This window comes from Microcoleus sp. Aus8_D2 (assembly GCF_036702665.1).
Lineage (GTDB): Bacteria > Cyanobacteriota > Cyanobacteriia > Cyanobacteriales > Microcoleaceae > Microcoleus.
In genome coordinates, this window is sequence record NZ_JAUBUN010000051.1 from 1 (window position 1) to 23,460 (window position 23,460).

The window sequence follows — 23,460 nt, forward strand, 5'->3', positions numbered from 1 at the left end:
CCCGTAGTGTCAATTACCCGGAACAAAAAAGGTTTGTAGTGAGGAATGCGAGTCCGCATCATCTAAGGACTTGCACTCCCAAAAACCCTACTAATATCATTTTCCACAAATTGTGTCCACAAATAATATTTTTTGGGTGTGTTTGTTATACCCAATATGTCAGGTGCGTCGCCACTCAAAAAGTCGATTAAATTGAGGGATTGTGGAGAGCGACGCACCCTACAAATATTATCTTTGAAAAAGGGACACGCTCTCAATACGAACACCATACATAATTATGTTCTGCCTCCAGGAACGAGCCAGCAAATATTAAAACCGGAGTTAGCATACAAACCTGCGGACATTTCTGAGGTTTTTTATGTCCGCCAATTCCACCAAATCCGGCTTTATTGCTCAGTCTTTAGAGCGGGCTTGTTTTTAGTTCTTTAGCCGTTGCAACCGCCAAGCCTTATTTTCTAAAGACTAGAAGTTTTACCAACTTGAGCCTGAGTAGCAATTGGTTTAACATCGGTGTAGCCCATATTATTAGCTACATCGCGCAGCACGGAAATTTGCTGTTCAAAATCAAGACCTTCAATTTGACCTAACACGCCATTCACAGCCTCAGTTGCCTCATATCCTTCGGGGATATCGACAATTTTCCCTCCCATGTCAACAGCCCAAGCATACCAAACCACCAACTGATTGTTAGCAGTTAAAGCTCCGTAAGCGCGAGAATAAGGCGTGTCGTCACCGTTGACAATACCTCGCATGATATTCAGTTGTTGGTCGTGGGAAAGGTTGTAAAAATCATTGAGCAACATGGGAGCTAATTCTGGTTCCGCAGCAGCGGGTGCGGCGGGTGTAATTGAGTCTCCCATTTTTTCATAAACAAAATAGAGCAGTGCCAGTTTTTCATCTGTACCCAACCCGTTGATTTTCTCAACCATGTTTTGAGTATCGTCTGAGAGAGCGTGAGTATTGGTGGCAGCGGGTGAGTTCATAACTAAAAGTCCTTAAAAATGCTTCCAGAATATATAAATATCAACATTTGCAAGTACAAGTCACCATCCCCTAGAGGTAATACTAATTTAGATTTGAGATTTGAGATTTGAGATTTGAGGATTGGGGATCGCTGATTGTATATGGGTTTCGTGCTGGCAGAGAGTTGCCTTGTTTTCGGAAACTAATGTAATGCTGAGCCAGCGTCCTAAAATAAATCATCCTTGAGATAGAAGCCAACGATACATCTGCGGGCAGATGAAAAAAACAGGAATTATAGCCACACTAATTGTATGGAATTGTTAAATAAAAGTAACAAGGAGTCGGCTATGTCTGAAGTTAATCCTCAAGTGAATACAGAATTAGATAACACTCAAACATTTGATGCTCAACAGATAACTGAAAGCGTAGAAGCTGGAGAACAAAAGTTACCGACGGTTGATGTATCAGCCGATTACGAAGCTTCAAAAGAATTTAGCGTTAGCGACATCGATCGCACAAGTGCCGGTGCCGAAGCAGCCGCTGCTGCAACAGCACCTAAATTTGAGATTCCCGCCCCTCAAGAAATCCCAATGCCGGCAGATGCACAGGGAAATCCCGATGATTTTCTGTCCATGGCTAAGGAACTTAACCCCACAGGTGCGCCGGGAAATGTTACCGACGATTTGGTGCAAAAGGCCATTGAAATGGGTACTCCCGGCAGTTAATTTAGCAATTGTCAATTGAGACTTAAAATTAACCCTTTAAGGACGCGGCAGTGCCGTTTCCCTACAATTAATCGCGGTAGGGAAACGGCAGTGCCGTTTCCTCACTTATCGTGTGGCTGGCGCAACCGGAATTGATGTTATACAATTTCTCTAAAATCGTGCAACACTCGAAGACCCCCCCTAGCCCCCCCTTGCAAAGGGGGGGGACAAGAATACTGTTATTTCATTTCGTTTAAAATTGGTATTGCTAATGGCTTGATTTTAAGTCGATCGCCCGACAGACTTTGCCGATCGCGCGATCGCCCAAAATTTCCACCACCAAATCCACGCCATCGCCCTCAAGCATCGACTGAATATATAACTCCGGATGCAGCGCCTTCCAGAAATATTCAACAAACCGATTAATTTCCGACTCAGACATTCCCGATTTCCCCGCCGCGATCATTTCCCGTTCCGCCTGATTGCGCCACACTTGAGAAAGGCGATAATCTGGGGGATACAAAACCATCAACCGATCTAATCGGTTCCACAGCGGCAAATAGTCGTGCAGCTTCGCATTCATATCGCGCGCAAACTGACAGTCGCCCTCTGTGGAAATCGGAAACGGCGCAGCCGCCAAAAACTCGTTTAATCTGGCATCAGCGACTGGATTCACACCGACAAACCAACCCTCAAACAGTACAATATCCGCACCGCAAATAATTTCTGGTTGAGTGCGATCGCCCGCACCTCCCCAGGCTGATTTGTCAAAGCGGGGAATTTCTATTTTTTGACGGTCAACTGCTGCTAATTCGCGAGTTTGAGAATCGCGCAATTTGTCTAATACTTCTATGCCCAAGTCAATATCGTGAGTGCCGGGGGGGCCGCGCCAAATTAAACGCGGGTCTTGTTTTTGCAGTTTTTGGCGATCGGCATAAGTCTTGTAAAGGTCGTCTATAGAAATACTGACTGTAGAATATCCCAATTTTCCTAGAATCAGCTTCAAAACTTGGCATAAAGTAGTTTTTCCGGTTCCTTGGCCTCCTAAAATTCCTTGAATTAAAGTCCGGTTTAAACTTTGTTTTTCAGTCGATAATTGGATTGCCAGCGGCAGCCAAAGATTCCACAAAGTTTCTAGAAAAACAGTTGATTTTAGCGGAAAAGTATGCAGTTCGTCAAGCAGAGAAAAGAATAAATCGGTTTTGTGGCGGACAACATCGGCTGCATTGTCAGGAGTAATGTTAAAAGCGCGCGATCGCCCATCATCGACAAGTTCCCAATAGGCGAGGCGATCGAAGTCGGGAGCGATCGGGCGATCGCCCGTTTGCCAGCGGTGCAAAATTTCAACAGGCATTACAGGCGATCCAACCATTTGAGATTTGAGATTTTAGAATTGGATGATGGGAGGATTCGATGATATCATATCCAGTCGATTACCATAACAAAAACGGATCGAGCGTGCGTCCTGGCGTCCGCAGCATTGAAGCGGACGCCAGGACGCACTACGAACGAATTTTATTTCATTTTTTTAAACTTGTATCAAAACTTTCTAGGCGGAAGCTAGTTTTAGGCAAATAATAATATGTCCCAGCGACAAATATTTTACCATTTTTCAAGAGCCAAGCTTGAAAGCTTCGACAAATAAATTGTAAGTCAGGCCAATTTTCAGAGCATTGAGCATTTCCACCCACAAAGAACCGCCAGCGGGGCGCCTGCTGCCGTAAACCAGCCTGCTCGCCAACTCCGTCAAGAATACCAACAGCCCCGCCGCGATAATATCCCAATCAGCGGATTGTCCGGCGATGGTAGAAATAGCTGTTCCCAAAAAAGTGCCGAACAGCAGGCTAATTACCAGGAGCGAAATCCGCCGCCAAGGATTGCTCAGCCAGTTTCCAAATTGCTCGCCCAGAACGTCAATCAATCTGTTAATTCGGGTATTCTGCATAGAAGTTAAAATTTATGCCGATGAGTCAGTCGATTTTAGATTTTAGATTTTAGATTTACTCTCGTATTGAATCTGCTGGGAGATTGAACAGGAGTCTCAAATTTTTGGCTCGTTCCTCAAGAATATCGGGGTTTGTAGCTGTTTTTGGGCGGGGTTGAAAAATGCCGATCGCCAACAACTCCAAATCTTGACCGGGGTCAGTATGCTGCCATCTAAAATCTAAAATTTAACATCTAAGATGGTATTGTGCGATCGCCCAGTTATCGCTGGGAACAGTCAAGTAATTAAGTGTAGCTTCATCTTGTGGCACAGCAGCCCCAGGTTCTACATTAAATATAGTTATGACTAATTGCGGGTATGCAGCCTATCCTGATAAGCATAAAACTTATGAAACTTAAAATTTACCAGATATTAATTGGAGCGGCGATCATCCTAATTACAGGAATGTTTCTCGGACGTTTTGAAATCACCATCTCCCACGGTGGAAATCGATCGAGCGATTTGCCCTCAGCAGCCACCGCACTCCCTCCAACACCTCCCGTTTCGGCAGTGGCGACAGCTTCCACAGACACCGCTAAAGGGCCCAAACCCGACTTACCCCCAGAGCCTGAGGAAGAAAACAATTCCTCAATCCCTGTCAATGGCACAGCCGCCGGCAGCCTGCGCGTCAGCAACCGTAGCGATCGCCCAGTGCGAGTGGCCCTGCTGTCGAAACAGCAAGCCGAGAAATCCTACGGGAAACCGGCCCACTGGGATTTTGCACCGGGAGAAGGTGGCGGCAAGGGACTGATGCTATCGCTACCGGAGGGGAAGTTACAAATCAAACAGGGAGACATTTTGGTGATTTTTGCTCAGGATGGTTCCCGCCGCTACTGGGGGCCTTACGTCGCCGGGGAGACAGCCTCGCCCGCTTGGAACGCCACAGCCGAAGAATGGCAATTAACTGTGCGGCCTTGAAGTCATTGGTCATTGGTCAGTGGTCAGTGGTCAGTGGTCATTGGTCAGTTGTCAGTTGTCAGTGGTCATTGGTCAGTTGTCAGTTGTCATCAGGGACTAGGGACTAGGGACTAGGGACTAGGGACTAGGGACTAGGGACTAGGGACTAGGGACTAGATATACATAGCAATCTTGGGAGCGATCGATATTTGACGTTTAATTCAGTGGATTTACTTAGTTGGGAGTGGAGATTTTGCTCGAAAAACCGGGTTTCGAGCATCTTGTGGAGAACGGTACAAAATTTGAGTGGTACGGGGTGCGATCGAATTTCCAGTTTCGATCGGGCGAATCTTTCGGTAAACTCTCTATGCGAGCTAAAATTTTCAATCTAAAATCGCAGGAAGTTTGGGTGAAGGAAGTTATTAAAAATTTGTCAGAATATTACAGGCATCGGCCGTTAGCGAAGCCCTCGAAGAGGATCGCACCTTTGCTGCTGTCGGTGCTGTGGCTGTGCGCGATCGCCGGAGTGGCTTTTTTGTGGAATCTCGGCAACATCGGCTTAGTTGACGAAACCGAACCGCTGTTTGCCGAAGCCGCCCGTCAAATGACAGTCACAGGAGATTGGATCACTCCTTATTTCAACACCGAAACCAGGTTTGACAAACCGCCGTTGATTTACTGGCTGATGGCTGTGGCTTACCAGACTCTGGGGGTGAACGAGTGGGCTGTGCGTCTGCCGTCGGCTTTGTGCGCGATCGCCCTGACTTGTCTCGGATTCTATACTCTATCGCAGACAGAAAGAAGTTCGGCAACGGATTCTGTAGCGGATGTAACGGATGTAACGGATGTAACGGAGAAGTCAGAGAGTATATTTTCCAAATCTCCCACTCGCCCGCTGTTTCTTTCTACTCCTTGGATTGGTGCGGCGCTAATCGCTTTAAATCCGCAAACTATTGCCTGGGGACGGACTGGGGTTTCTGATATGCTATTAGTTGCCTGTATGTGTTCGGCACTTCTGGCATTTTTCCTCGGTTACACCCTCGAAGAACGGAGAGAAAAAGCCGAATTTTCCACCGTTGCTGGTGCGCGATTTCCCAATAAGTGGTATCTGACTTGTTACGTACTAATTGGTCTAGCAATTCTGGCTAAGGGCCCTGTGGGAATTGTCATCCCAGCGCTGATTATTGGTAGCTTCGGGCTGTATTTGGGAAATTTTCGGCAACTTTGGCGCGAAATGCGTCCGCTGTCGGGAATCTTGATTATTTTGGCGATCGCCCTGCCTTGGTTTATTCTCGTTACTTTAGCCAACGGTCAAACTTATATTGACAGCTTTTTCGGCTATCACAATTTCCAGCGCTTTACCGAAGTAGTTAACAAGCACTCGGCGCCTTGGTATTTTTACTTTATTGTAGTGCTGGTGGGTTTTGCGCCTTGGTCGATTTATTTGCCTGTAGCGATCGCCCGTACCCATTTTTGGCAGCGCAGTTACTGGCGCCGTCAAGCGCGATCGGCACAATTAAGTTTATTTGCCCTATTTTGGTTCGGCTGCATCTTTACCTTTTTCACAATCTCCGTGACAAAATTGCCGAGTTATGTATTGCCTTTACTGCCGGCCGCTGCTATTTTGGTAACGCTACTGTGGAATGATATTATTGCTGGCAAGGAACCACAAAACAGACCGGGAAAGTTAGAGAAAAAACCCAATTATTTACCGCGAGGGCTGTTAGTTACATACATTTTCAATATCGTATTTTTACTGATTATAGCCGGAGCAACATTCTACTGCTACAACTGGCTGGGAGACGACCCGGCCATGCCCAATTTTCCCCAAGCAATTCAGAAGTCGGGATTGCTGGTGGTAGGCGGTACGATTTGGATAACGGCGGCAATGGCGATCGCACTTTTACTTTGGAAGCGACAACAACGCTGGATTTTGGTAGCTAACTTCATCGGATTAGTCGCATTTATCATCTTTGGTTTGACTCCCGCCTACAATTTGGTCGATCTCAACCGCCAGTTACCTCTCAGAGAGTTAGCGAAGGTTGTTGTCCAACAAAAACAGCCGGGAGAAGAGTTGATGATGATAGGTTTCTGGAAACCGAGTTTAGTTTTTTACACCCAAGATCCGGTGACTTTTTACCGACTTCCCAGAGGCGCGAAGGATTACATCGAGGAATCCAACAACCACACTTCTCCGACGATTATGGTGCTGGGATATCCACACAAGTTTGTCGAATTCGGATTGCAGCCAAATCAATATCAATTGTTGGACAGTCGCGGTGCGTACCAACTCGCGAGGGTTCCGAGAAAGGCGTTTTTGCAATAGTGTAGGGTGCTGCGGTTTTGGCGATCGATCCTCAAACCAGGTATGATGTTGGAGTTAAGGTATAATCTACTCATATAATGTGCTATCGATTGACCTATCTAAGTAAGGTTCGTAGTGCGAACTTCTAAGTAAGGTTCGTAGTGCGGACTTCAGTCCGCTCCGACTGCGGACTTAAGTCCGCACTACAAACGGTTTTTTTATTGTAATCGACCGGACACGATCTCACTACCTAAAACTAGAAGCTAGGAGCCAACAATGGTTTCAATCCTTAACAAGCCATCCTCGTTAATTCATGAGATTTGCATTGAAAAAGTCGATCGCTGGAAGTTGTTCAAATTCAGCGAATCGCTCCAACAGCGCAGGTCACAATTGTTAGAGAAGAAGAAGGCAGACCAACTAATGGCAGAAGAGGTAGCCGAACTCGATGCCATTGGGGAATTAAATCGAATCTTTACCCACATCAATGCAATGATGGTTGCTCAAGATGTCGATCGGTGAACATACAAGACAGCCGATTCGATAAAGAGCGAGCTATTTTACAGGAATGAAAGATTACGATCGCAATTAATGAAGCTCAACTGCAATGGCAGCAGTTAATCGATGCGGTGAGTCAGTCGCATCAACCGATCGCGATCGCACGACAGACTAGCAATGCAGTGTTATTATCTGAATATGAGTGGGCATCAGTGAAGCAAACATTATATCTGCTGTCAGTGCCGGGGATGCCGGAATCGATTCTGGAAGGACTGGCAACACCGATGGCTCTCCTGATGTTGAGATGATAAGTCAGTTGTATTAATCCTCAAGTCATTACCCTATAAGGCTTTTAAGTCAATATGAATGACTGAGCTATTCCTATACCCCCCACTTTTTCATCAAAAGTCCAGGAGATCCCGCCGATCGAGCATGGCGATCGCCAGTTGCAGTGGTCAATAGAAATCTGGTATACACCAAACAGGTACAGAAAGATGCCAAAAAACAGGTGTATAGCAATTTACGATACAAAGCGCAAGAGTTCAGGCGCTACTATGGGTATCAGTCAAAGAAAAGACGATCCCACGATATGTATTTACTCTAGATAAGGTGATAACACATAATGCAAAAGCAAACAGACGATCTTAATCAGCAGTTAGAATCAGTTCGTTGCAAAATTATTAATTCCTACCTTACAACTATTGAAGATAGCTTTAGAGAAAACCGTCCCCAACTAAAACTTATCAATTATGGTACCGGTTCAGGAAAAACTCACCAATTGTTTCAAGCGATTTATCAAACGATAGAAGAACATCCCAAAAATCAAATAATCGGTATATATGTTGCGCCATTGAGAGAACACTTATGTGTTCCAACTTCAGTTGAGAGCCAATACCCAAATATTCCGGTCTATAAAATAAATTCCTTAGAAATGAAAACGACGGATGAGTATATCAAATCCTACAAGGAATTGATATCTTCAATTCTCAAAAACACAAAACTTTGGAAAATCGATAAAAAAGTATGTTCTGATGAAAAAGTTCAGGAAACTCGACGAAACCTTGATAAAGTCAAAACTGTGATTAAACGCCTTGAATATGTAAAAAACACAGACTTTGGCAATGAGGATTTTAATATTTTTGAAATTACAAAAATAGAACGAGAACTGAATAATTTAATTGAAAAATTTTTAGAGTTTTTTATCAAATGTGAATTCGATCAAAGAAATTGTCCTGCTGAATGTTTAAAGTTAATTGAAATATTTTTCCCCCTCCATCTCCTGCAAAAGAAATCTGGAATTTTGATGCTCACATATAAAAAATTTGAAACGGATATTCCGTACTTTATCCACGATGGTAAAACCTGGGCAAAGAAAAGCAGTCATCTCGATAAATATGTTGTTGAACATACAGACAATTCCCGAAAGTTTATCCTTGCCTTAGATGAGCAGGAAGATGGATATCAAATTATGCTAGAGAATAAAATTGATATCATCTCTCCTGAAAAGCTGGCAATCAATAATGCGCTGTCATCTATCAATAGAGAATTTTCTATGCTGTTTTCAACTCCGAACAATGAAAACCGAGAGTTTTTAAATTTTGTAGATAAGAATAAGGGAGCTTTTTACGAATTTCAAGAACACTTTGAAAAAGACAAAGCCCTAGAAGAAAACTTGCAAAAATTCGCCCGCACATATCAAAAACTGACTGTTGAGGAGGGAAACTCTATCAATTTTTTACAACAAATAGTAAAAATTCAAAAGGGGCTTGACGAATCAATGGAAGAAATTATTAGAATTTTTGATAAGGATGATGAAGAAAATCCCATTATAGTGGATTTTAAAATGTTATCCCGAGTTATTTCAAAATTTGAGAATAATAGAAGTTTGTTGATTCCTCAAAAGCTTTACAATAAAATCTGTGATGATTTAATGAACATTTTTGCATACAACAACCTATACATCTACAACCTAGAACCCCTGCAAAAATTGTTTTTAACCAAACCTTCTGGCGGACACGTCCAAATCACCGAGGAAAAAGTGGCAGATAATACTTCTGTAGCAGAGTTAATTTATGCCATTCTAGCTGTGCGATCGCAAATCAAAACCATCAAAGATTTTCTAGCTAACGTCTTAGATGCTGAAGATTCTCAATCCCGTTCTTTAGAAATTTGGTCGAAACAAATAGCTAAAGTCCAAAAGGCAAGTGAAGAAAGCCCCTCGCAAAATCAACTACTAAAATACTTAAATACTGCTTACGTCTATGAAAGTTATAAGTCTATCATAAATATCAAAGAAATTTCTCGTTATCAAAATCCTAAAAATAATCTGATCGAGCGCGCCCTTAGAGAAGTTTCTATTGGTAGTACGGCTATATTAACTTCGCCTGAATTCAAGATAAAATCCATGTTATGCAATAATAGTAATGTGATTTTTCTGATTTCAGCAACAGGAGGAATTTTAGGAGATTTAAGCACTAGCTATGATATGCAGTATTTCAAAGATAAATTGCGGAATGCTAGTGAATCCGGTGAAAGTTCCTTTAAGGAAATGAGCGACGAAGAAGTGTCGCTTTGCGAAAACATCAGAGAGAGTCGTGAGGCCAAGCGACAGATTGCAGTAAAGTTTTTCGGTGAGGATTTATTGTCTTTCCCAAATAACGAAACTCAACAAGTGGTGGAACGATTTGAAGAAACTATTTTAAAAAGTTTTATCGACGATCTCAAACAGGATGGGAATTGGCTGGGTATTTACAAAATCCAAGAACTTCACAAGTTTATTCGTTTCTTGTTTTACCTGTTTGAGGATGACTCAATTCAAGAAACAATTGCTTTTACTCAAACTTTACGCTGGATTAAACAGTTAATTCAATATTGCGAGCGGCTCAAGCAGGCTAACTTTAAATTTAAGGTGTCACCAAAGCATCCAAATATATATTATCTGCAAGTAAAGCATAAGGAATATCAGAGTGATATTCAGATTAAAATAATTTTGTATGAGGCATCATTCAACAGTCTTTACTTCGACAAAAAAGCTGAGAACACGTATTTGAATGAGCTGGTTGAAAAAGAAGGGGAAAAAATCTTCTTTATATCGGCTTATCAATCAGCTTCCAAAGGATTGAATCCGATCGTTAAAAACCTTAACGACGATGAAAAAGATTTTGACTCTTTAGTGTTGTTAATGGACAGTTACTATACCGTAATGGGCCCATCGCTGAACAAATCAAAAGATTCTGGATTATCTATTACTCATTACCATTTTGCCTTAATGAAAAGTATTGTAAATTTGGGAGAGTCTAATATTGAAATCAAAGATTTCAATCAGTATCTCAGCCTGCCAGAAGCGGGAGATTTTCGACAGCAGCAACACCAGATTTTATTAGGGAAACAAGTTTTGCAAGCGATCGGCAGATCTGAGAGACGCGATTTTCCCAACCAAGTGGTAAAAATATTTGTTAATGAAGAAACTAGAAAAAATTTAGTGAATTTTTACAGATACCTGGAAGGGAAAGAAAAGGAGGAAATTCGGAAATTTTCCGTTAACAACCACAAAGTTTACTTAAGCGTTCGAGAAGAAGAGAAAAAACGCTCGATTAAGGATTATGACGATCATGTTATTGATGAGATTGATGCCACTCTGGCTTTTCAAGATTTTAGAACACAAATGTTGGAGGAAATCGCTCGCTTTCATCTTAATACACATACTTTTGATATCACAAAAACGTGGGAGGCGTTGCGCGATCCAATTGTTTTCAAAGACCCAGCCAAGTATCTGGAAAAGTTGCGAGATTCAGGGCTATTTCCTGCGGATTTTATTGAGTCATTATTCTATCACAACCCAGAACAAGTTGAATTTACGCCCTATTTAGCTTCCGAGGAAGAAAGCGGTAAAAAAATCCAGATTATCAGTGATAGCATCAATGGGAAAAAAATCTATCCTTACCAGAAGCGGTTATATCCTGAATCTCTAAAAATCAGCGATCGAGGCTATGACTTAGAAAGTAATGAAATTGGCTCGCTAGATCCTTCGACTGATTTAATCTACATAATGTACAATAAGTTGATGCCACAACCTGAAGTTTTTAAGACTTATATTCCGCGTCCGAAATTCTTTTACGATGTGTTGTATCCCTCACTGGCTGAAAACTTTGTGGAACGCTGGATTGAAGATGTAGTTTTCAAAGGTAAAGACTGGAAAGCCATAAAATCCATCTATGGTTTTGAGCCATTGCCAGATTTCAAAAAGTATCGTAAGCTATACGAGCGGTTTGATTTGTACTATGTCAAGGAGAATACGCTATTTTGTATTGATGTTAAAGCTTGGAGCTTGGCTTCGGGAAATCGCCTGTCCAAAAAAACCCTGGATAAAACCGAAAACAAGCTGAAGGAAATTGTTTCAGACTATCCAGAATTTAGCACCGCGAGGGGGTTACTTCTTAACTTGCACGCCGCCCAAGAAAAAAATCAACAATACTCACCCACGCTATTTTCCGGAAATTTAATTTTCTTTGACGATCGCAATTGTCCAGTACAATCCAATATCCTCACAGACTTTCTGTTTCAAAAGGAGAAATAAAATGAAAAATAAAACAGCAGCATTATCAGATATATCGCGAACCAACCAACTAAAAATTTTAGAAAAGCAACAAGAAGTTGCCGAAAAACTGCGTCAGTATCTATTTAAATTGGGACAAGGGATAGAACATTTTGAGCTTAAATATCCGATTGCTGAAGATAAAGATTCTGAAAATGAGGATTCACGGCCTACCTTTTATAAAGAGCGGCATAAATACATTAAAGCTCAAGTCCAAGAAAGACTTGCTGCACATGGGGAGAAACGGGAAAAATCAGAAATTCAATACTTCCTCTCATATACTGGGGGGAAAAAATATGTGTTCTTTTTATCCCCTAATAAAAATCATTCTGGATGGCAAAAGTTATTTACCGATAATTCTAGCAATCGAGAAAGAATTTTCAACCTCATTTTCAAGTTTTATATTCTCTCTCAAGGCTTATATTTTGAGACACTGAATGGTTTTGAAGAATTACTGTTACTCCATTCCAGGGATCTCAGCAAATCGAAAGAGGCTCTTTTTGTGTGGGGACAAAACTTGTTAATCAAATACAATCAACATGGCGTACTCACATTAACCTTGTCTCGAAAACACCGACTCTTCTTACCAAAAGATAGCTATAGTACCATAGATGGTGATGATTTAGGAGATTTGTTGGTCTACGACAATAAGAACTACTACTTCGATCGCGATCTCGATGCTAGGAAAACAAATAAAATAAATTTTATGCAATTTGATACCGATCCTAAAAATTATGACAAGTTCAAAAAGACTCAGCTTTATCATTACCAAAACCTCATGACAAAACTTGAGGGGTTTTTAAGTGAGTGCAATATTGCTTTTGAGTCTCTTGATTTTCAGGCTGACCACTACTTGGAAAACCCTTTCATTAAAAACATAGAATCTGTAGAATTCTTAGAGATTATTAACAATACAGGAGTCGATTTAACTGAAGATGACCGACAATTTTTGCAATGCTTCCTGAAACATCAAGGGGTATCTACGATCGCATTTTACAATGATGGAAAAACTGTCAGTACCTACGAACAAGTACCTGACGGTGAGGACGGGGTTTGCTGGAGAATTACGGAATCTATTAAATGGTCAGATATTCAACTCGAACCGGAAATAAACTATTTAGTTTTAAATAAACTTTTGGATGAAGAAGCGGGTTCAATGGCTTACCAGAGAAAAGACGCTCTCTGGTGTCCATCAACAACATTAGATAAGCAATCACCAGTAGATTTTTATTCACAGTTAAAGAAAAGATTTAACTATTTAGAGGCTGGACACTTTTTTAGCACGCAGGGGATAAATATACCAGAATTTCGTGCTGTGGGAGATGAGAAAACTAATTTTGCGGTTTTTAATTATACAAATTGGAAAATCGAGCGAGAGCTCGATAGTCTGCACAAGGAGACGCAAGATTTTACAGAAGGGAAAATACTGGATGTAGAGGGCTCTATTTTTTGTTATCTAAAAGAACAAGCAGATAGCAAACAATGGGAAAGTTTCTGCGAACGATACAAGATAAATCTTTCACCGGAATTTCAGAAAGTCTTGATTGAGTTGGGAATTAAGAACTGGATCGCACAGAGTCTTGCAAATCCGAACTTGGGCTTGCCTATTACTACTCCTCAATCATTTTCTGAAAAACAATTTTTTAGTATTTATGTACGCAGCCCGAAAAAAAAGGAAGCTAAAGCTGTTGCGGTAGAATTTCTGTACAAAGATGGTTGCATATATATAAAAAATGTAATAGTCGATTTGAAACAAATAGAATCCAAATTTCGATTTTTAAAAAGGAAAACAAATAATTCAGAAAAATTAATTAACGAGCAAAAATATTTTGTTGATGAATCAGAGAAGCTGTATATTAGTTGTTATACAGATGATTTGTATGCGCCAACCTTAATTGGACGAACTGGTATTCTTGAAGACTTGGACAGCGAAAAATTAACAATCGATCGAAAAAATAAAGGTGAAAATAGTAGTAGATTGTTACCTTTGGTATCCCATTACAACAGCGAGATTAACCCTATTAACAGAATCCAAAAGATGATATCTTTGGATTTGAAGAACGAAATATTTATTCAGTATTATGTTCCTCCCGCACAAAGTGTTGGGGAAGTGATAAAGAAAGGTTTTAGAGTCTATCATTTGATTGGGAAGAGATATTCAGGAGAGTCAATTCCCACATCTGAGCTGATCGATCATCCCATCACAGCTTTACATTTTAGTACGCTAACTCACAATGTTTTAAAAATCGGGGAAAACAGTCAATCGTCATTGTTACAAAAAGTAGCACAAGTATTAATTGAAAATTGAAACAAGGCTGAATTTGAATGCTGATTCCAGAAAAAATCCAGATATTTCAGCGATCGGAGAAGATCGTCGGATCAACTCACATCTGGTCTGAGGCCGGAGACAAGTATCAACGTCAGCTAGAAGCCAACCTGCTACTTAGAGCCGATCGAGGATTGCGATCGCCCTTTAGAGAGGTGAGTTGAGTAACTATACGTGCCATAATCAGCCATATTATTTGGTATGCGATCGACTAGACCTATGGACGCGCTAATCGGCAAAAGTTTACAGGGCGGAAAATATACTCTCGAACAAGAACTCGGGCGGGGCGGCTTTGGGATTACTTTCCGGGCAAATCACCGCTATTTAGGACAGCCCGTGGTGATTAAAACCCTCAACGAATCTCTGCGGCGCGATCCTAAGTTTGCTGAGTTCGATCGCAAGTTTCAAGACGAAGCAAGGCGGTTAGCTTCCTGCGTCCATCCGAATATCGTGCGCGTCAGCGACTTTTTTGTGGAAGACGGGCAGCCTTACATGGTAATGGACTACATAGCCGGTCAGAATTTGGGCGATGTAGTCGGTACAAACAATCCCCTCCCAGAAAATCTGGCAATTCTCTACATCACTCAAATTGGCGCTGCTTTGAAAGCAGTTCATCAAAAGGGTTTGCTGCACCGAGATGTCAAGCCGCAAAACATTCTGTTGCGCCAAGGTACTCAGGAAGTCGTGCTGATCGATTTTGGCATAGCCCGCGAGTTTACAGCAGGTGCCACCCAAAGTCACACTAATATGGTGTCCGACGGTTACGCACCGCCAGAACAGTATTTCGCCCAAGGAAAATATACGCCCGCCACGGATGTTTACGGGCTGGCGGCGACGCTTTACACTTTGCTCACAGCTAGGGTGCCGGTGGCTGCAATTTTGCGTACCAGTCAGCCGATGCCTTCACCCCGCGACTTGCGGCCTGAGTTAAGCGTGACTGTCAGTCAAGCGGTGATGCGGGGGATGACGGTAGAGGCTCAAAATCGCCCTGCTAGCGTGGATGAGTGGCTGTCGCTGCTGCACGGGCAGTCGCCGGACACCGGGCCGACGCTGGCGGTGATGCCGGGACACGGGCCTCAGTCGCCTGCAACTGTTAAAACAGTGGCTGCTGTCGAGTCTTCTGGGGGCAGCAACCGCAAGATTTGGTGGATTTTGGGGTTGGTGGCGATCGCCCTGCTGGTTGCGGGTTTGGTCGGTGTGGCGAGGGTTTTCCTCAACCGACAATCTGCCGAGCCCGCACCGGTGGCGAAGGACGATCGCACTTCCACCCCCGCAGATCCAGAAGCGCGCACGGGCCCCGCACCAATTCCCACTCCCACACCCGCACCAATTCGCCCTCGCCGAGAAACTCCAACACCTGAGGCTGAAACACCAACTCCAGCGCCAACTCCAGCGCCAACTCCAGCGCCAACTCCAGCGCCAACTCCAGCGCCAACTCCAGCGCCAACTCCAACTCCAACACCTGAGGCTGCCCAACCCACACCAACGGAAAAACTTGTTGACAAGCAATTGCCGCCCGATCGATCGCCCCCACCCAGCGAACCACCGGCAACCAGCTATCAAAAGACTCCCACCATCCCGGGGTTTGCGGTGGGTACGCCGGAAAGTGAGATTGTAGCTGCATTGGGAAATCCGACAGACTCTCAAAGCCGCGGCTATTGGCCGAATACTCGCACCGCACTTTACGAATTGCTGCCGAACCGGGTGACTCTCGGCTATATTTACGATCGCGATTCCGACCAACTGGTGCAAACAGAAGGTTCTTTTGCCCCGACGGTGGACGATTTGGTAGTCCGAACCGCCTTAAACGGAATGGTGGGCGGCGCAGATCGGGAGATTTTGCAAGGCTTCCGCGACGTGCAGCAACGCCGCACCAATCGGTTTAATTTTCGGAAAGGTTCGTTGAAAGGGACGATCGAACGCAACGAGCGCGATCGAATTTACATCGGCGTCTGGGACGAAAATTTGCATTAGAAATCTCGCACGGGTGTTGAGAAACGGGGTTTTTTAGCGAAAATATTCGCTTTCTTGGTTCGTAGTGCGGACTTCAGTCCGCTCTCAGGCTGCGGACTGAAGTCCGCACTACGAACCATCGATCGCACACGATATCAATCCCCAATCTTCAATCTTCAATCCAAAATCTAAAATCTAAAATCTAAAATCGATTGACGATCGCACAAAATATTGTCTATAATCAAAGAACGCACGAGGGGCTGTAATGGTTTCGACAGGGTGGCGAAAGCTGCTCCGTGATGCAGGTCGAGAGGGAGTCCACTCTCGTTAATATCGGCTCAAAAAAAATAGTAAATGCGAACAACATCGTTCCTTTCGCTCGCAAAGCCGTAGCTGTAGCCTAAAAACTTCTCTAGCTTGGTTCAGAGTGTATGCCGCTTAACTCCGTTAAAGGCAGCATAACAACCCCCAACGGATGCCCTAGCTAAACGTTTCTAGTCGGCTAGCCGGGAAAGCAATCACTAGAAAATCCCCCCATTTGGGATAAAGATGGTTCCCGCCCCGAGGATCAGAGGGGATAAACCTGTGAACGATCGGAAGGTAAATACCCGCTTTGGACGGCAGTTCGATTCTGCCCAGTTCCATCGCAAAGGTGACGTAAAATCAATGGTTTAACCCATTTGAAAGTCGCTTTACAACATTCAAAGGGCTCGCGAGTTAACTCGCGAGCCCTTTTGTTTGGCATTCAATCTCAAATCCCCAGTAGCCGTAGGGTGCGTCGCCCTTGACAATCCCTAAATTTGACAGACAATCTCACTGCGACGCACCAGCCCAAATAGTTGAGGAAACAACCCCAATATTTTTGGTGTAGCCGTAGGGTGCGTCGCCATCGACAATCCTCAAAAAAGATCGACAATCTCATAGCGACGCACCTGTTCTTTTCAAGGGTTGAGGAAGCAACCCTCCGTTTCACTCCGCCCAATATTTTTGTCTTAAGCAAGCTTTTTTATAAATGGTATAAGGTGCGTCATCGGAGAAAACCCTAGTTTTTCGTGCTACATCCACAAATGACGCACCCTACAATCGAAAATCGAAAATCGTATAAGTTAGCAACGCATTAGCTAGGCTGCGGGATCAGATAATTAGAACTTCTCCCGTCCGTGCGTTCTTTGGGGCCCTCGGACGATATACTGATAGGCGGTAAAGCATTAAAAATCTTTACAAACTCCCCGCTCTCTAAGCCTACTCCTACGAAGGACGGGTGAAAAATTATATGGCGATCGCTCAAAAGCTGGAAACATGAACCCAGGAATTGACTTACAAGGAAGTTTCGTAGAAGCCCTCATCAATTTGGGCTTACCTGCCGACATCGCCCACGTGCTTTGGCTACCGCTGCCGATGTTGCTGATGATTGTCGGTGCTGTATTCGGGGTACTGACTAGCGTCTGGCTGGAACGGAAAATTTCCGCCGCCGCTCAACAGCGGATCGGCCCGGAATTCATCGGCCCTCTGGGAGTCCTAGCACCCGTTGCCGACGGCTTGAAGTTGGTATTCAAAGAAGACATTGTACCGGCCAAAGCTGACGCGCTGCTGTTCACGCTCGGGCCCGTCATTGTCGTGATTCCAGTGTTTCTGTCCTACTTGATCGTGCCCTTCGGAGAGCATATGCTGATCGCCGATATGGGGACAGCAATATTTCTGTGGATAGCTCTTTCTAGCATTCAGCCGATCGGCTTGCTGATGTCGGGCTATGCTTCTAACAACAAATACGCTCTGCTAGGCGGACTCCGCGCCGCTGCTCAATCCCTCAGCTACGAAATTCCCCTAGCTTTGGCAGTATTGGCAGTTGTGATGATGTCCAATAGCCTCAGTACGATCGACATCGTACACCAACAAGCCGGCTACGGCATCGTCGGCTGGAACGTCTGGCGACAACCCGCGGGTTTCCTAATTTTCTGGATCTCAGCCCTCGCAGAATGCGAACGCTTGCCCTTTGACCTTCCAGAAGCAGAAGAAGAATTGGTAGCAGGATATCAGACTGAGTACACAGGCATGAAATTTGCTTTGTACTACATCGCTTCCTACGTTAACCTCGTCCTTTCTTGCCTGCTAGTAGCCGTTTTATACCTCGGCGGCTGGGAATGCCCGATTCCGGTCGGAGTCATCACCAATGCCCTGGGATTGAGCGAAACAACTCCTTGGTTGCAGGTAATCACCGGCACGCTGGGCATTACAATGACCATGCTCAAAGCCTACTTTTTCCTGTTTCTGGCAGTTCTGCTGCGCTGGACTCTGCCCCGAGTTCGGATCGACCAATTGCTCGATTTGGGATGGAAGTTTTTGCTGCCAGTTGCTTTAGTTAATTTGCTATTGACCGCAGCTTTGAAGCTTGCCTTTCCCTTTGCTTTTGGCGGTTAATTCATAATAGGTAAAAGGCAACAGCTCAAACAAAATTTAGCTGTTAACCAATTACCTATTATCAATTAGCAATTACCAAAAACTCAAGTACAGAGAGAGAACACGATGCTAAAATTCCTCAATCAAGTAGGCGAATACGCCAAAGAGACTCTGCAAGCTGCCAAGTATATCGGTCAAGGGCTATCTGTTACCTTTGACCACATGAGACGCCGGCCGATTACGGTGCAGTATCCTTACGAAAAACTAATTCCTTCCGAACGTTTCCGGGGCAGAATTCACTTTGAATTTGACAAGTGCATCTCCTGCGAAGTCTGCGTTCGAGTTTGTCCGATCAATTTGCCTGTGGTGGATTGGGAATTTAACAAAGAAACTAAGAAGAAACAGCTCAAGCACTACAGTATCGATTTCGGTGTGTGTATCTTCTGCGGCAACTGCGTAGAATATTGTCCGACAAATTGTTTGTCGATGACAGAAGAATACGAGTTAGCCTCTTACGAACGTCACGAGTTGAATTATGACAACGTGGCCCTCGGACGTTTGCCCTACAAGGTTACGGATGACCCGATGGTGACACCGATGCGGGAATTCGCTTATTTGCCGAAAGGTGCGATCGACCCTCATGAAGTTTCCTACACCGATCGCCGTGCAGGCCTCCGCCCAGAGGAAATTCAGGAAAGTAAGTAATTAGTCAGTGGTCAGTGGTCAGTGGTCAGTGGTCAGTGGTCAGTGGTCATTAGTCATTAGTCATTAGTCATTAGTCATTAGTGAAATAACTAACGGTTAATGACTACTATAGCAACCGAATGAACGTCGATTAGGACAAATTGTAGGGGCGGGTTCACCAACAGATAAAGGCACCTAGCCTAGATATATATAAACCCGCCCTCCACTCTACGACTGCTAACTAATGAGTAAGAACAAACAATATTCAAGTAATGATTGAGGATTAAAAATCGTGAATCTAGCCGAAGGGGTTCAAATTGTTTCATTTGGCATACTGTCACTAATGATGATTGGCGGAGCATTAGGAGTAGTCCTGTTCTCCAACATCGTTTACTCAGCATTTTTGCTGTGCGCTGTATTTACCAGCATTGCCGGTATGTACCTGTTGCTGAATGCTGATTTTGTCGCAGCAGCCCAAGTCTTGATTTATGTTGGCGCTGTTAACGTCTTAATTTTGTTTGCCATCATGTTGGTAAACAAGCGAGAAGACTTCCGCACAATTTCCAACGCTTGGGTGCGTCAAGTCGCCACCGCAGTAGTTTGTGCTGGTTTGTTTGCACTTTTGGGCACGATGGTAGTGTCTACTCCTTGGGCGATTGTAACGACGACCGGAGCACCTGCTGAAAGTTCGATTGTCACCATTGCCAAACACTTCTTCACCGACTATTTGCTACCTTTTGAGTTAGCATCAGTGTTTTTGTTGATGGCAATGGTAGGAGCAATTGTGTTGGCACGCCGCGATTTCTTTGCGGATGAACTGTCAATCAAGCAATCGGAAACACCAGCTTTTAGTTTGCCAGAACGCCCGCGCGAATTAGTCTCAGCCGGCGATGTTTCTTCACCCGAAACCAAGTAATTGTAGGGTGCGCAGTGCGTACCTCATGCTTCTCTGTTGCGGCATTTAAATTGTGTGTCAAGAATCAATCAAACTCTTGTGGAATGGGCTTCTAGCAGCGTTCCAAATAGATAATTTAAATGCGCCGCCACTCCATCTGCCTGTTTTGTAGTAATTTTGACTGAGAGCAACTCAAAAAATTTATGCAACTGCAACTCCAGTATTTCCTGCTATTAGCTGCTGCACTTTTCTGTATTGGCATTTACGGTTTAATTACCAGCCGAAATGCAGTGCGGGTGTTGATGTCGATCGAGTTGATGCTGAATGCAGTCAATCTCAACCTGATGGGTTTTTCTAACTATCTTGACCCCGTACAGATTAAAGGTCAAGTATTTACTGTGTTTGTAGTAACGGTTGCGGCTGCTGAGGCCGCAGTGGGTTTGGCGATCGTCTTGGCGATTTACCGCAACCGCAATACCGTAGACATGGAAGAGTTTAATTTGCTGAAGTGGTAATTGGTCAGTTGGTCATAGGCAGTAGGCATTGGTGTCAACTTAAGACTGAAAACCTATGTAAATCTCGCTGGTAGTCGAGTCTAGCTCCCCCTAAATCTACGCCGCACCGCGATACTGAGGGATAGCCCTCTGGCAATAGTCGCTCCCCTTAATAAGTGGGACTTTGAGAAATACTCTTGTCCCCCTCGATGTTTTGGGGGGCTTCACGATTTTTTGGTTATTTGTCTCTCGGAAGGACTTTCTTAGCCAGATCGCGATCGAGTAAACAAACATTTCGCTCTTCCTCTATACAAATATGCGCTGGAATCCGATTCAATTTACCATCACTTCTTTAGCTGTTTGTTTACTGTGCGTTTTACCTTTTGGTAGCTACTTTGCGGTGGCTTCTTGGGCTACCAATGCGCGACAAGGTTATTCTCAGCATCAAGTTATTCTGCCGGCCCTAACCTCTACTAACCATCTTGCGTCCCAACTCCCAAATGCCCAACGTTGGTTGAATCATGTGCAGAATGAACTTCTTCCCTTCTGGAGGATGCCGACTGCCTTAGGAGATCCAATCGGCAATTTCCCTTCAATTCGTTGTAACGATGGAACACTGCTTGACCGTAGCAATCCCTGCCCGGAAATTAAAGACAACAGTTGGCTAATGATGGATCGCAACTATGTTGTTTCTATATCTCGGCAGATCTATGGCTATGGAGTCGCTTTCCACTTAACAGGTGACGCCAAGTATTTGCAGTATGCGAAAGCAGGTGTAGATTATCTGCGTCAGAACAGTTTCGATCGCCAACATGGCGGAGCCTATGCCTTCTGGGATGGTGAAACAAAGTCCTGGCAACCATCGGTTGAGTACCGCAATCCTCAAGAACTGGCTTATTCTCTTCTGGGCATCAGCTTTTACTACTACTTGACCCGTGACCCAGAAGTCTTGCCCGACATTCTAGCCGTTAAAGATTATATTCTCAAAACATACTATAACCCAAAACAGAAGGCGCTACAGTGGCAGTTAAAAGACGGAGACGATGCGAAAGCTCTGGATAAGCGTTTGACTGCTCAACTAGACCAAATGAACGCATACATGGTTCTGATTACTCCAATCCTGCCTGAACCATACCAAGCGGAATGGAAACAGGATTTGGTAGATATTTCAAATATTATGCTTAACCAATTCTATTCTCCTAATGATAATTTGTTTTTTTATGTCGCAAATTCACCCTTAGATAGGGATATCCAAAACACAAAAATTGATTTTGGACACACTATCAAAGCGATGTGGATGATCCGTATGGCTGGTTTACTTAGTGGCAACCAGACACTCGTCAAGTTTGCCGAAAAAAATGGGCCGAAGGTTCTAGAACGAGCCTATCTCCCTAAATCGGGTTCCTGGGCATCCGAAATCAATCAGATGGGTAAAATTAACGTAAATAAAGATTGGTGGGTCTATGCAGAACTCGACCAATTTACTGCCTCCCTGGCTCTAGAAAACCAATCTTTAGTAATTTACCTTCCACAAACTTACGATTACTGGTTCAACTATTTTGTTGATCGGAAGTACGGTGAAGTTTGGACGGGCGTTGATGATTCAACGAACAAACCTCTTCAGGAGCTACCCAAACAGTGGCCTTGGAAAAATGCTTACCATTCTTTTGAACACGCTCTAATTGCCTATATTACGACCTGTCAGTTTCATCAGCAACCAGTGGTACTGTACTATGCCTTCAAGCAAATGCCATCGGTTAATACAATCAGACCCTATTTCTATAAAGGTAAGATTGATAAAATCGAACCTGTGACTAATCAAGAAACAGACAGTTTATACAGAATCAACTTCTCCGATATTCATTAAGATATGTACTGAGATTAATCAAGTGCGATCGCGGAGATGGGTTTTGAGTGTGCGTAGGAACTAGGGCGTGTTTTCAAACCCTTATATCCCAATACGGTTCAGTTAGCCTCGGAGAGCCCCCTTGCATACCCCCTACTCCCCCGGATAGTCGGGGGACTTTGAGTAATTTCTTGTTCCCCCCCTGCGTGAGCGGGGAGTAGGGGGCTCTTCCTTCGGGGGGATCGGGCTTAATTAAACCCTATTGCCTTATATCCCTCCCAGCCCCCCTTCAAAAGGGAGAAGCAAAGACATCAAAGTGGGTCTTTTTAAGGGGGATTTAGGGGAATCTTCGAGCCGTGAAGTTCACAATCAGTAGTTTGAAAACACGCCCTAGCGGGGTTCAGGAAGACTGTAGAAGGAAGACAGTAGACTGACTAAATATTAATCACTGATGACTGATGACGGCAGGACTACTGACTAATGACTTCTAGTAATTTCTAGAGTAATTCTACCCCCGAAATCAGGGATAGGGGCAGCCGGTTTTGAGAGTTGTACCTTAACTTTTTCCACTAAAGGCAGTTCTAAAAGTGCTTGGACAATAGTATCTGCTAACCTTTCGATCAATGAAAACTTGGAGTTTTTGACTAACTCTTGAATCAAAGTAATGGCACTGCGGTAATCCAGAGTATGTTCAATATTATCACTTTTTCCAGCCTTCGACAAATCTAGCCAGAGAGTGACATCCACCTCAAACCGCTGTCCCAACACTTGCTCTTCCGGCAGATAGCCGGTGTAGCCGTAGCAGCGAATTCCTGTAAGTTGAATACAATCCATTGTGAAATAAACTAAAAGTAAGTTGCCTATACCAATTTACATCGAATCAGATAAATTTATCCGTCCTCTCTATTATCTGCGATATCTGC

18 protein-coding genes and 1 other RNA gene are annotated in these 23,460 nt (G+C 43.8%); 15 read left to right on the plus strand and 4 right to left on the minus strand.

Annotation, left to right across the window (positions count from 1 at the left end; all coding sequences use genetic code 11):
- Positions 1 to 455: 455 nt before the first annotated feature.
- Positions 456 to 983: an orange carotenoid protein N-terminal domain-containing protein gene (locus QUB64_RS27980; protein ID WP_333275097.1), complete on the minus strand. Its 528-nt coding sequence runs from the start codon at positions 981 to 983 to the stop codon at positions 456 to 458.
- Positions 984 to 1,310: 327 nt separating this feature from the next.
- On the opposite strand from QUB64_RS27980, the gene QUB64_RS27985 reads away from it, so the two are divergent.
- The gene (locus tag QUB64_RS27985) at positions 1,311 to 1,688 is read left to right on the plus strand and encodes a hypothetical protein (RefSeq protein ID WP_333275100.1); all 378 of its coding nucleotides are present in this window, start codon (positions 1,311 to 1,313) and stop codon (positions 1,686 to 1,688) included.
- 247 nt (positions 1,689 to 1,935) lie between these two features.
- On the opposite strand, the gene QUB64_RS27990 is transcribed toward QUB64_RS27985, so the two are convergent.
- Entirely contained in the window at positions 1,936 to 3,039 is a 1,104-nt protein-coding gene (locus QUB64_RS27990; protein ID WP_333275102.1) for a glycerate kinase, read from the minus strand.
- A 240-nt stretch (positions 3,040 to 3,279) separates the two neighbouring features.
- Complete coding sequence (locus QUB64_RS27995; protein ID WP_333275105.1) at positions 3,280 to 3,612, minus strand: DUF565 domain-containing protein; 333 nt, start codon at positions 3,610 to 3,612, stop codon at positions 3,280 to 3,282.
- A gap of 387 nt (positions 3,613 to 3,999) precedes the next feature.
- Between QUB64_RS27995 and QUB64_RS28000 the strand changes: the two genes are divergently transcribed.
- The 14 genes from QUB64_RS28000 to QUB64_RS28065 all read left to right on the plus strand — a co-directional run bounded on the left by QUB64_RS28000 (position 4,000) and on the right by QUB64_RS28065 (position 22,558).
- Entirely contained in the window at positions 4,000 to 4,569 is a 570-nt protein-coding gene (locus QUB64_RS28000) for a hypothetical protein (RefSeq protein WP_333275107.1), read from the plus strand.
- Between the two features lie 346 nt (positions 4,570 to 4,915).
- On the plus strand, positions 4,916 to 6,874 hold the full coding sequence (locus QUB64_RS28005; RefSeq protein WP_442921727.1) for an ArnT family glycosyltransferase: 1,959 nt from the start codon (positions 4,916 to 4,918) through the stop codon (positions 6,872 to 6,874).
- 255 nt (positions 6,875 to 7,129) lie between these two features.
- The gene (locus QUB64_RS28010; RefSeq protein ID WP_333275113.1) at positions 7,130 to 7,372 is read left to right on the plus strand and encodes a hypothetical protein; all 243 of its coding nucleotides are present in this window, start codon (positions 7,130 to 7,132) and stop codon (positions 7,370 to 7,372) included.
- 65 nt (positions 7,373 to 7,437) lie between these two features.
- Positions 7,438 to 7,656 carry a type II toxin-antitoxin system Phd/YefM family antitoxin gene (locus tag QUB64_RS28015; protein ID WP_333275210.1) on the plus strand — a complete coding sequence of 73 codons (219 nt, stop codon included), beginning with the start codon at positions 7,438 to 7,440 and terminating at the stop codon, positions 7,654 to 7,656.
- 314 nt (positions 7,657 to 7,970) lie between these two features.
- Positions 7,971 to 11,924 carry a hypothetical protein gene (locus QUB64_RS28020; RefSeq protein ID WP_333275116.1) on the plus strand — a complete coding sequence of 1,318 codons (3,954 nt, stop codon included), beginning with the start codon at positions 7,971 to 7,973 and terminating at the stop codon, positions 11,922 to 11,924.
- A gap of 1 nt (position 11,925) precedes the next feature.
- Positions 11,926 to 14,250, plus strand: a complete 2,325-nt coding sequence (locus QUB64_RS28025) for a hypothetical protein (RefSeq protein ID WP_333275120.1) — start codon at positions 11,926 to 11,928, stop codon at positions 14,248 to 14,250.
- Between the two features lie 17 nt (positions 14,251 to 14,267).
- The gene (locus QUB64_RS28030; RefSeq protein ID WP_333275123.1) at positions 14,268 to 14,432 is read left to right on the plus strand and encodes a hypothetical protein; all 165 of its coding nucleotides are present in this window, start codon (positions 14,268 to 14,270) and stop codon (positions 14,430 to 14,432) included.
- A 55-nt stretch (positions 14,433 to 14,487) separates the two neighbouring features.
- Positions 14,488 to 16,242, plus strand: coding sequence for a serine/threonine protein kinase (locus tag QUB64_RS28035; protein ID WP_333275126.1), 1,755 nt, complete (start codon positions 14,488 to 14,490; stop codon positions 16,240 to 16,242).
- 235 nt (positions 16,243 to 16,477) lie between these two features.
- Positions 16,478 to 16,868, plus strand: a transfer-messenger RNA (tmRNA) gene (ssrA, locus tag QUB64_RS28040).
- A gap of 652 nt (positions 16,869 to 17,520) precedes the next feature.
- Entirely contained in the window at positions 17,521 to 18,639 is a 1,119-nt protein-coding gene (nuoH, locus tag QUB64_RS28045; protein ID WP_333275129.1) for an NADH-quinone oxidoreductase subunit NuoH, read from the plus strand.
- A 105-nt stretch (positions 18,640 to 18,744) separates the two neighbouring features.
- A complete protein-coding gene (gene ndhI, locus QUB64_RS28050) occupies positions 18,745 to 19,323 on the plus strand; it encodes an NAD(P)H-quinone oxidoreductase subunit I (protein ID WP_333275132.1) in 579 nt (192 codons plus the stop codon).
- Between the two features lie 271 nt (positions 19,324 to 19,594).
- Positions 19,595 to 20,218, plus strand: coding sequence for an NADH-quinone oxidoreductase subunit J (locus QUB64_RS28055; protein ID WP_333275136.1), 624 nt, complete (start codon positions 19,595 to 19,597; stop codon positions 20,216 to 20,218).
- Between the two features lie 188 nt (positions 20,219 to 20,406).
- Positions 20,407 to 20,712, plus strand: coding sequence for an NADH-quinone oxidoreductase subunit NuoK (nuoK, locus tag QUB64_RS28060; protein WP_228042566.1), 306 nt, complete (start codon positions 20,407 to 20,409; stop codon positions 20,710 to 20,712).
- Positions 20,713 to 21,007: 295 nt separating this feature from the next.
- Complete coding sequence (locus QUB64_RS28065) at positions 21,008 to 22,558, plus strand: AGE family epimerase/isomerase (protein WP_333275139.1); 1,551 nt, start codon at positions 21,008 to 21,010, stop codon at positions 22,556 to 22,558.
- Between the two features lie 456 nt (positions 22,559 to 23,014).
- On the opposite strand, the gene folB is transcribed toward QUB64_RS28065, so the two are convergent.
- Complete coding sequence (gene folB / locus QUB64_RS28070) at positions 23,015 to 23,371, minus strand: dihydroneopterin aldolase (protein ID WP_333275142.1); 357 nt, start codon at positions 23,369 to 23,371, stop codon at positions 23,015 to 23,017.
- Between the last annotated feature and the right edge of the window lie 89 nt (positions 23,372 to 23,460).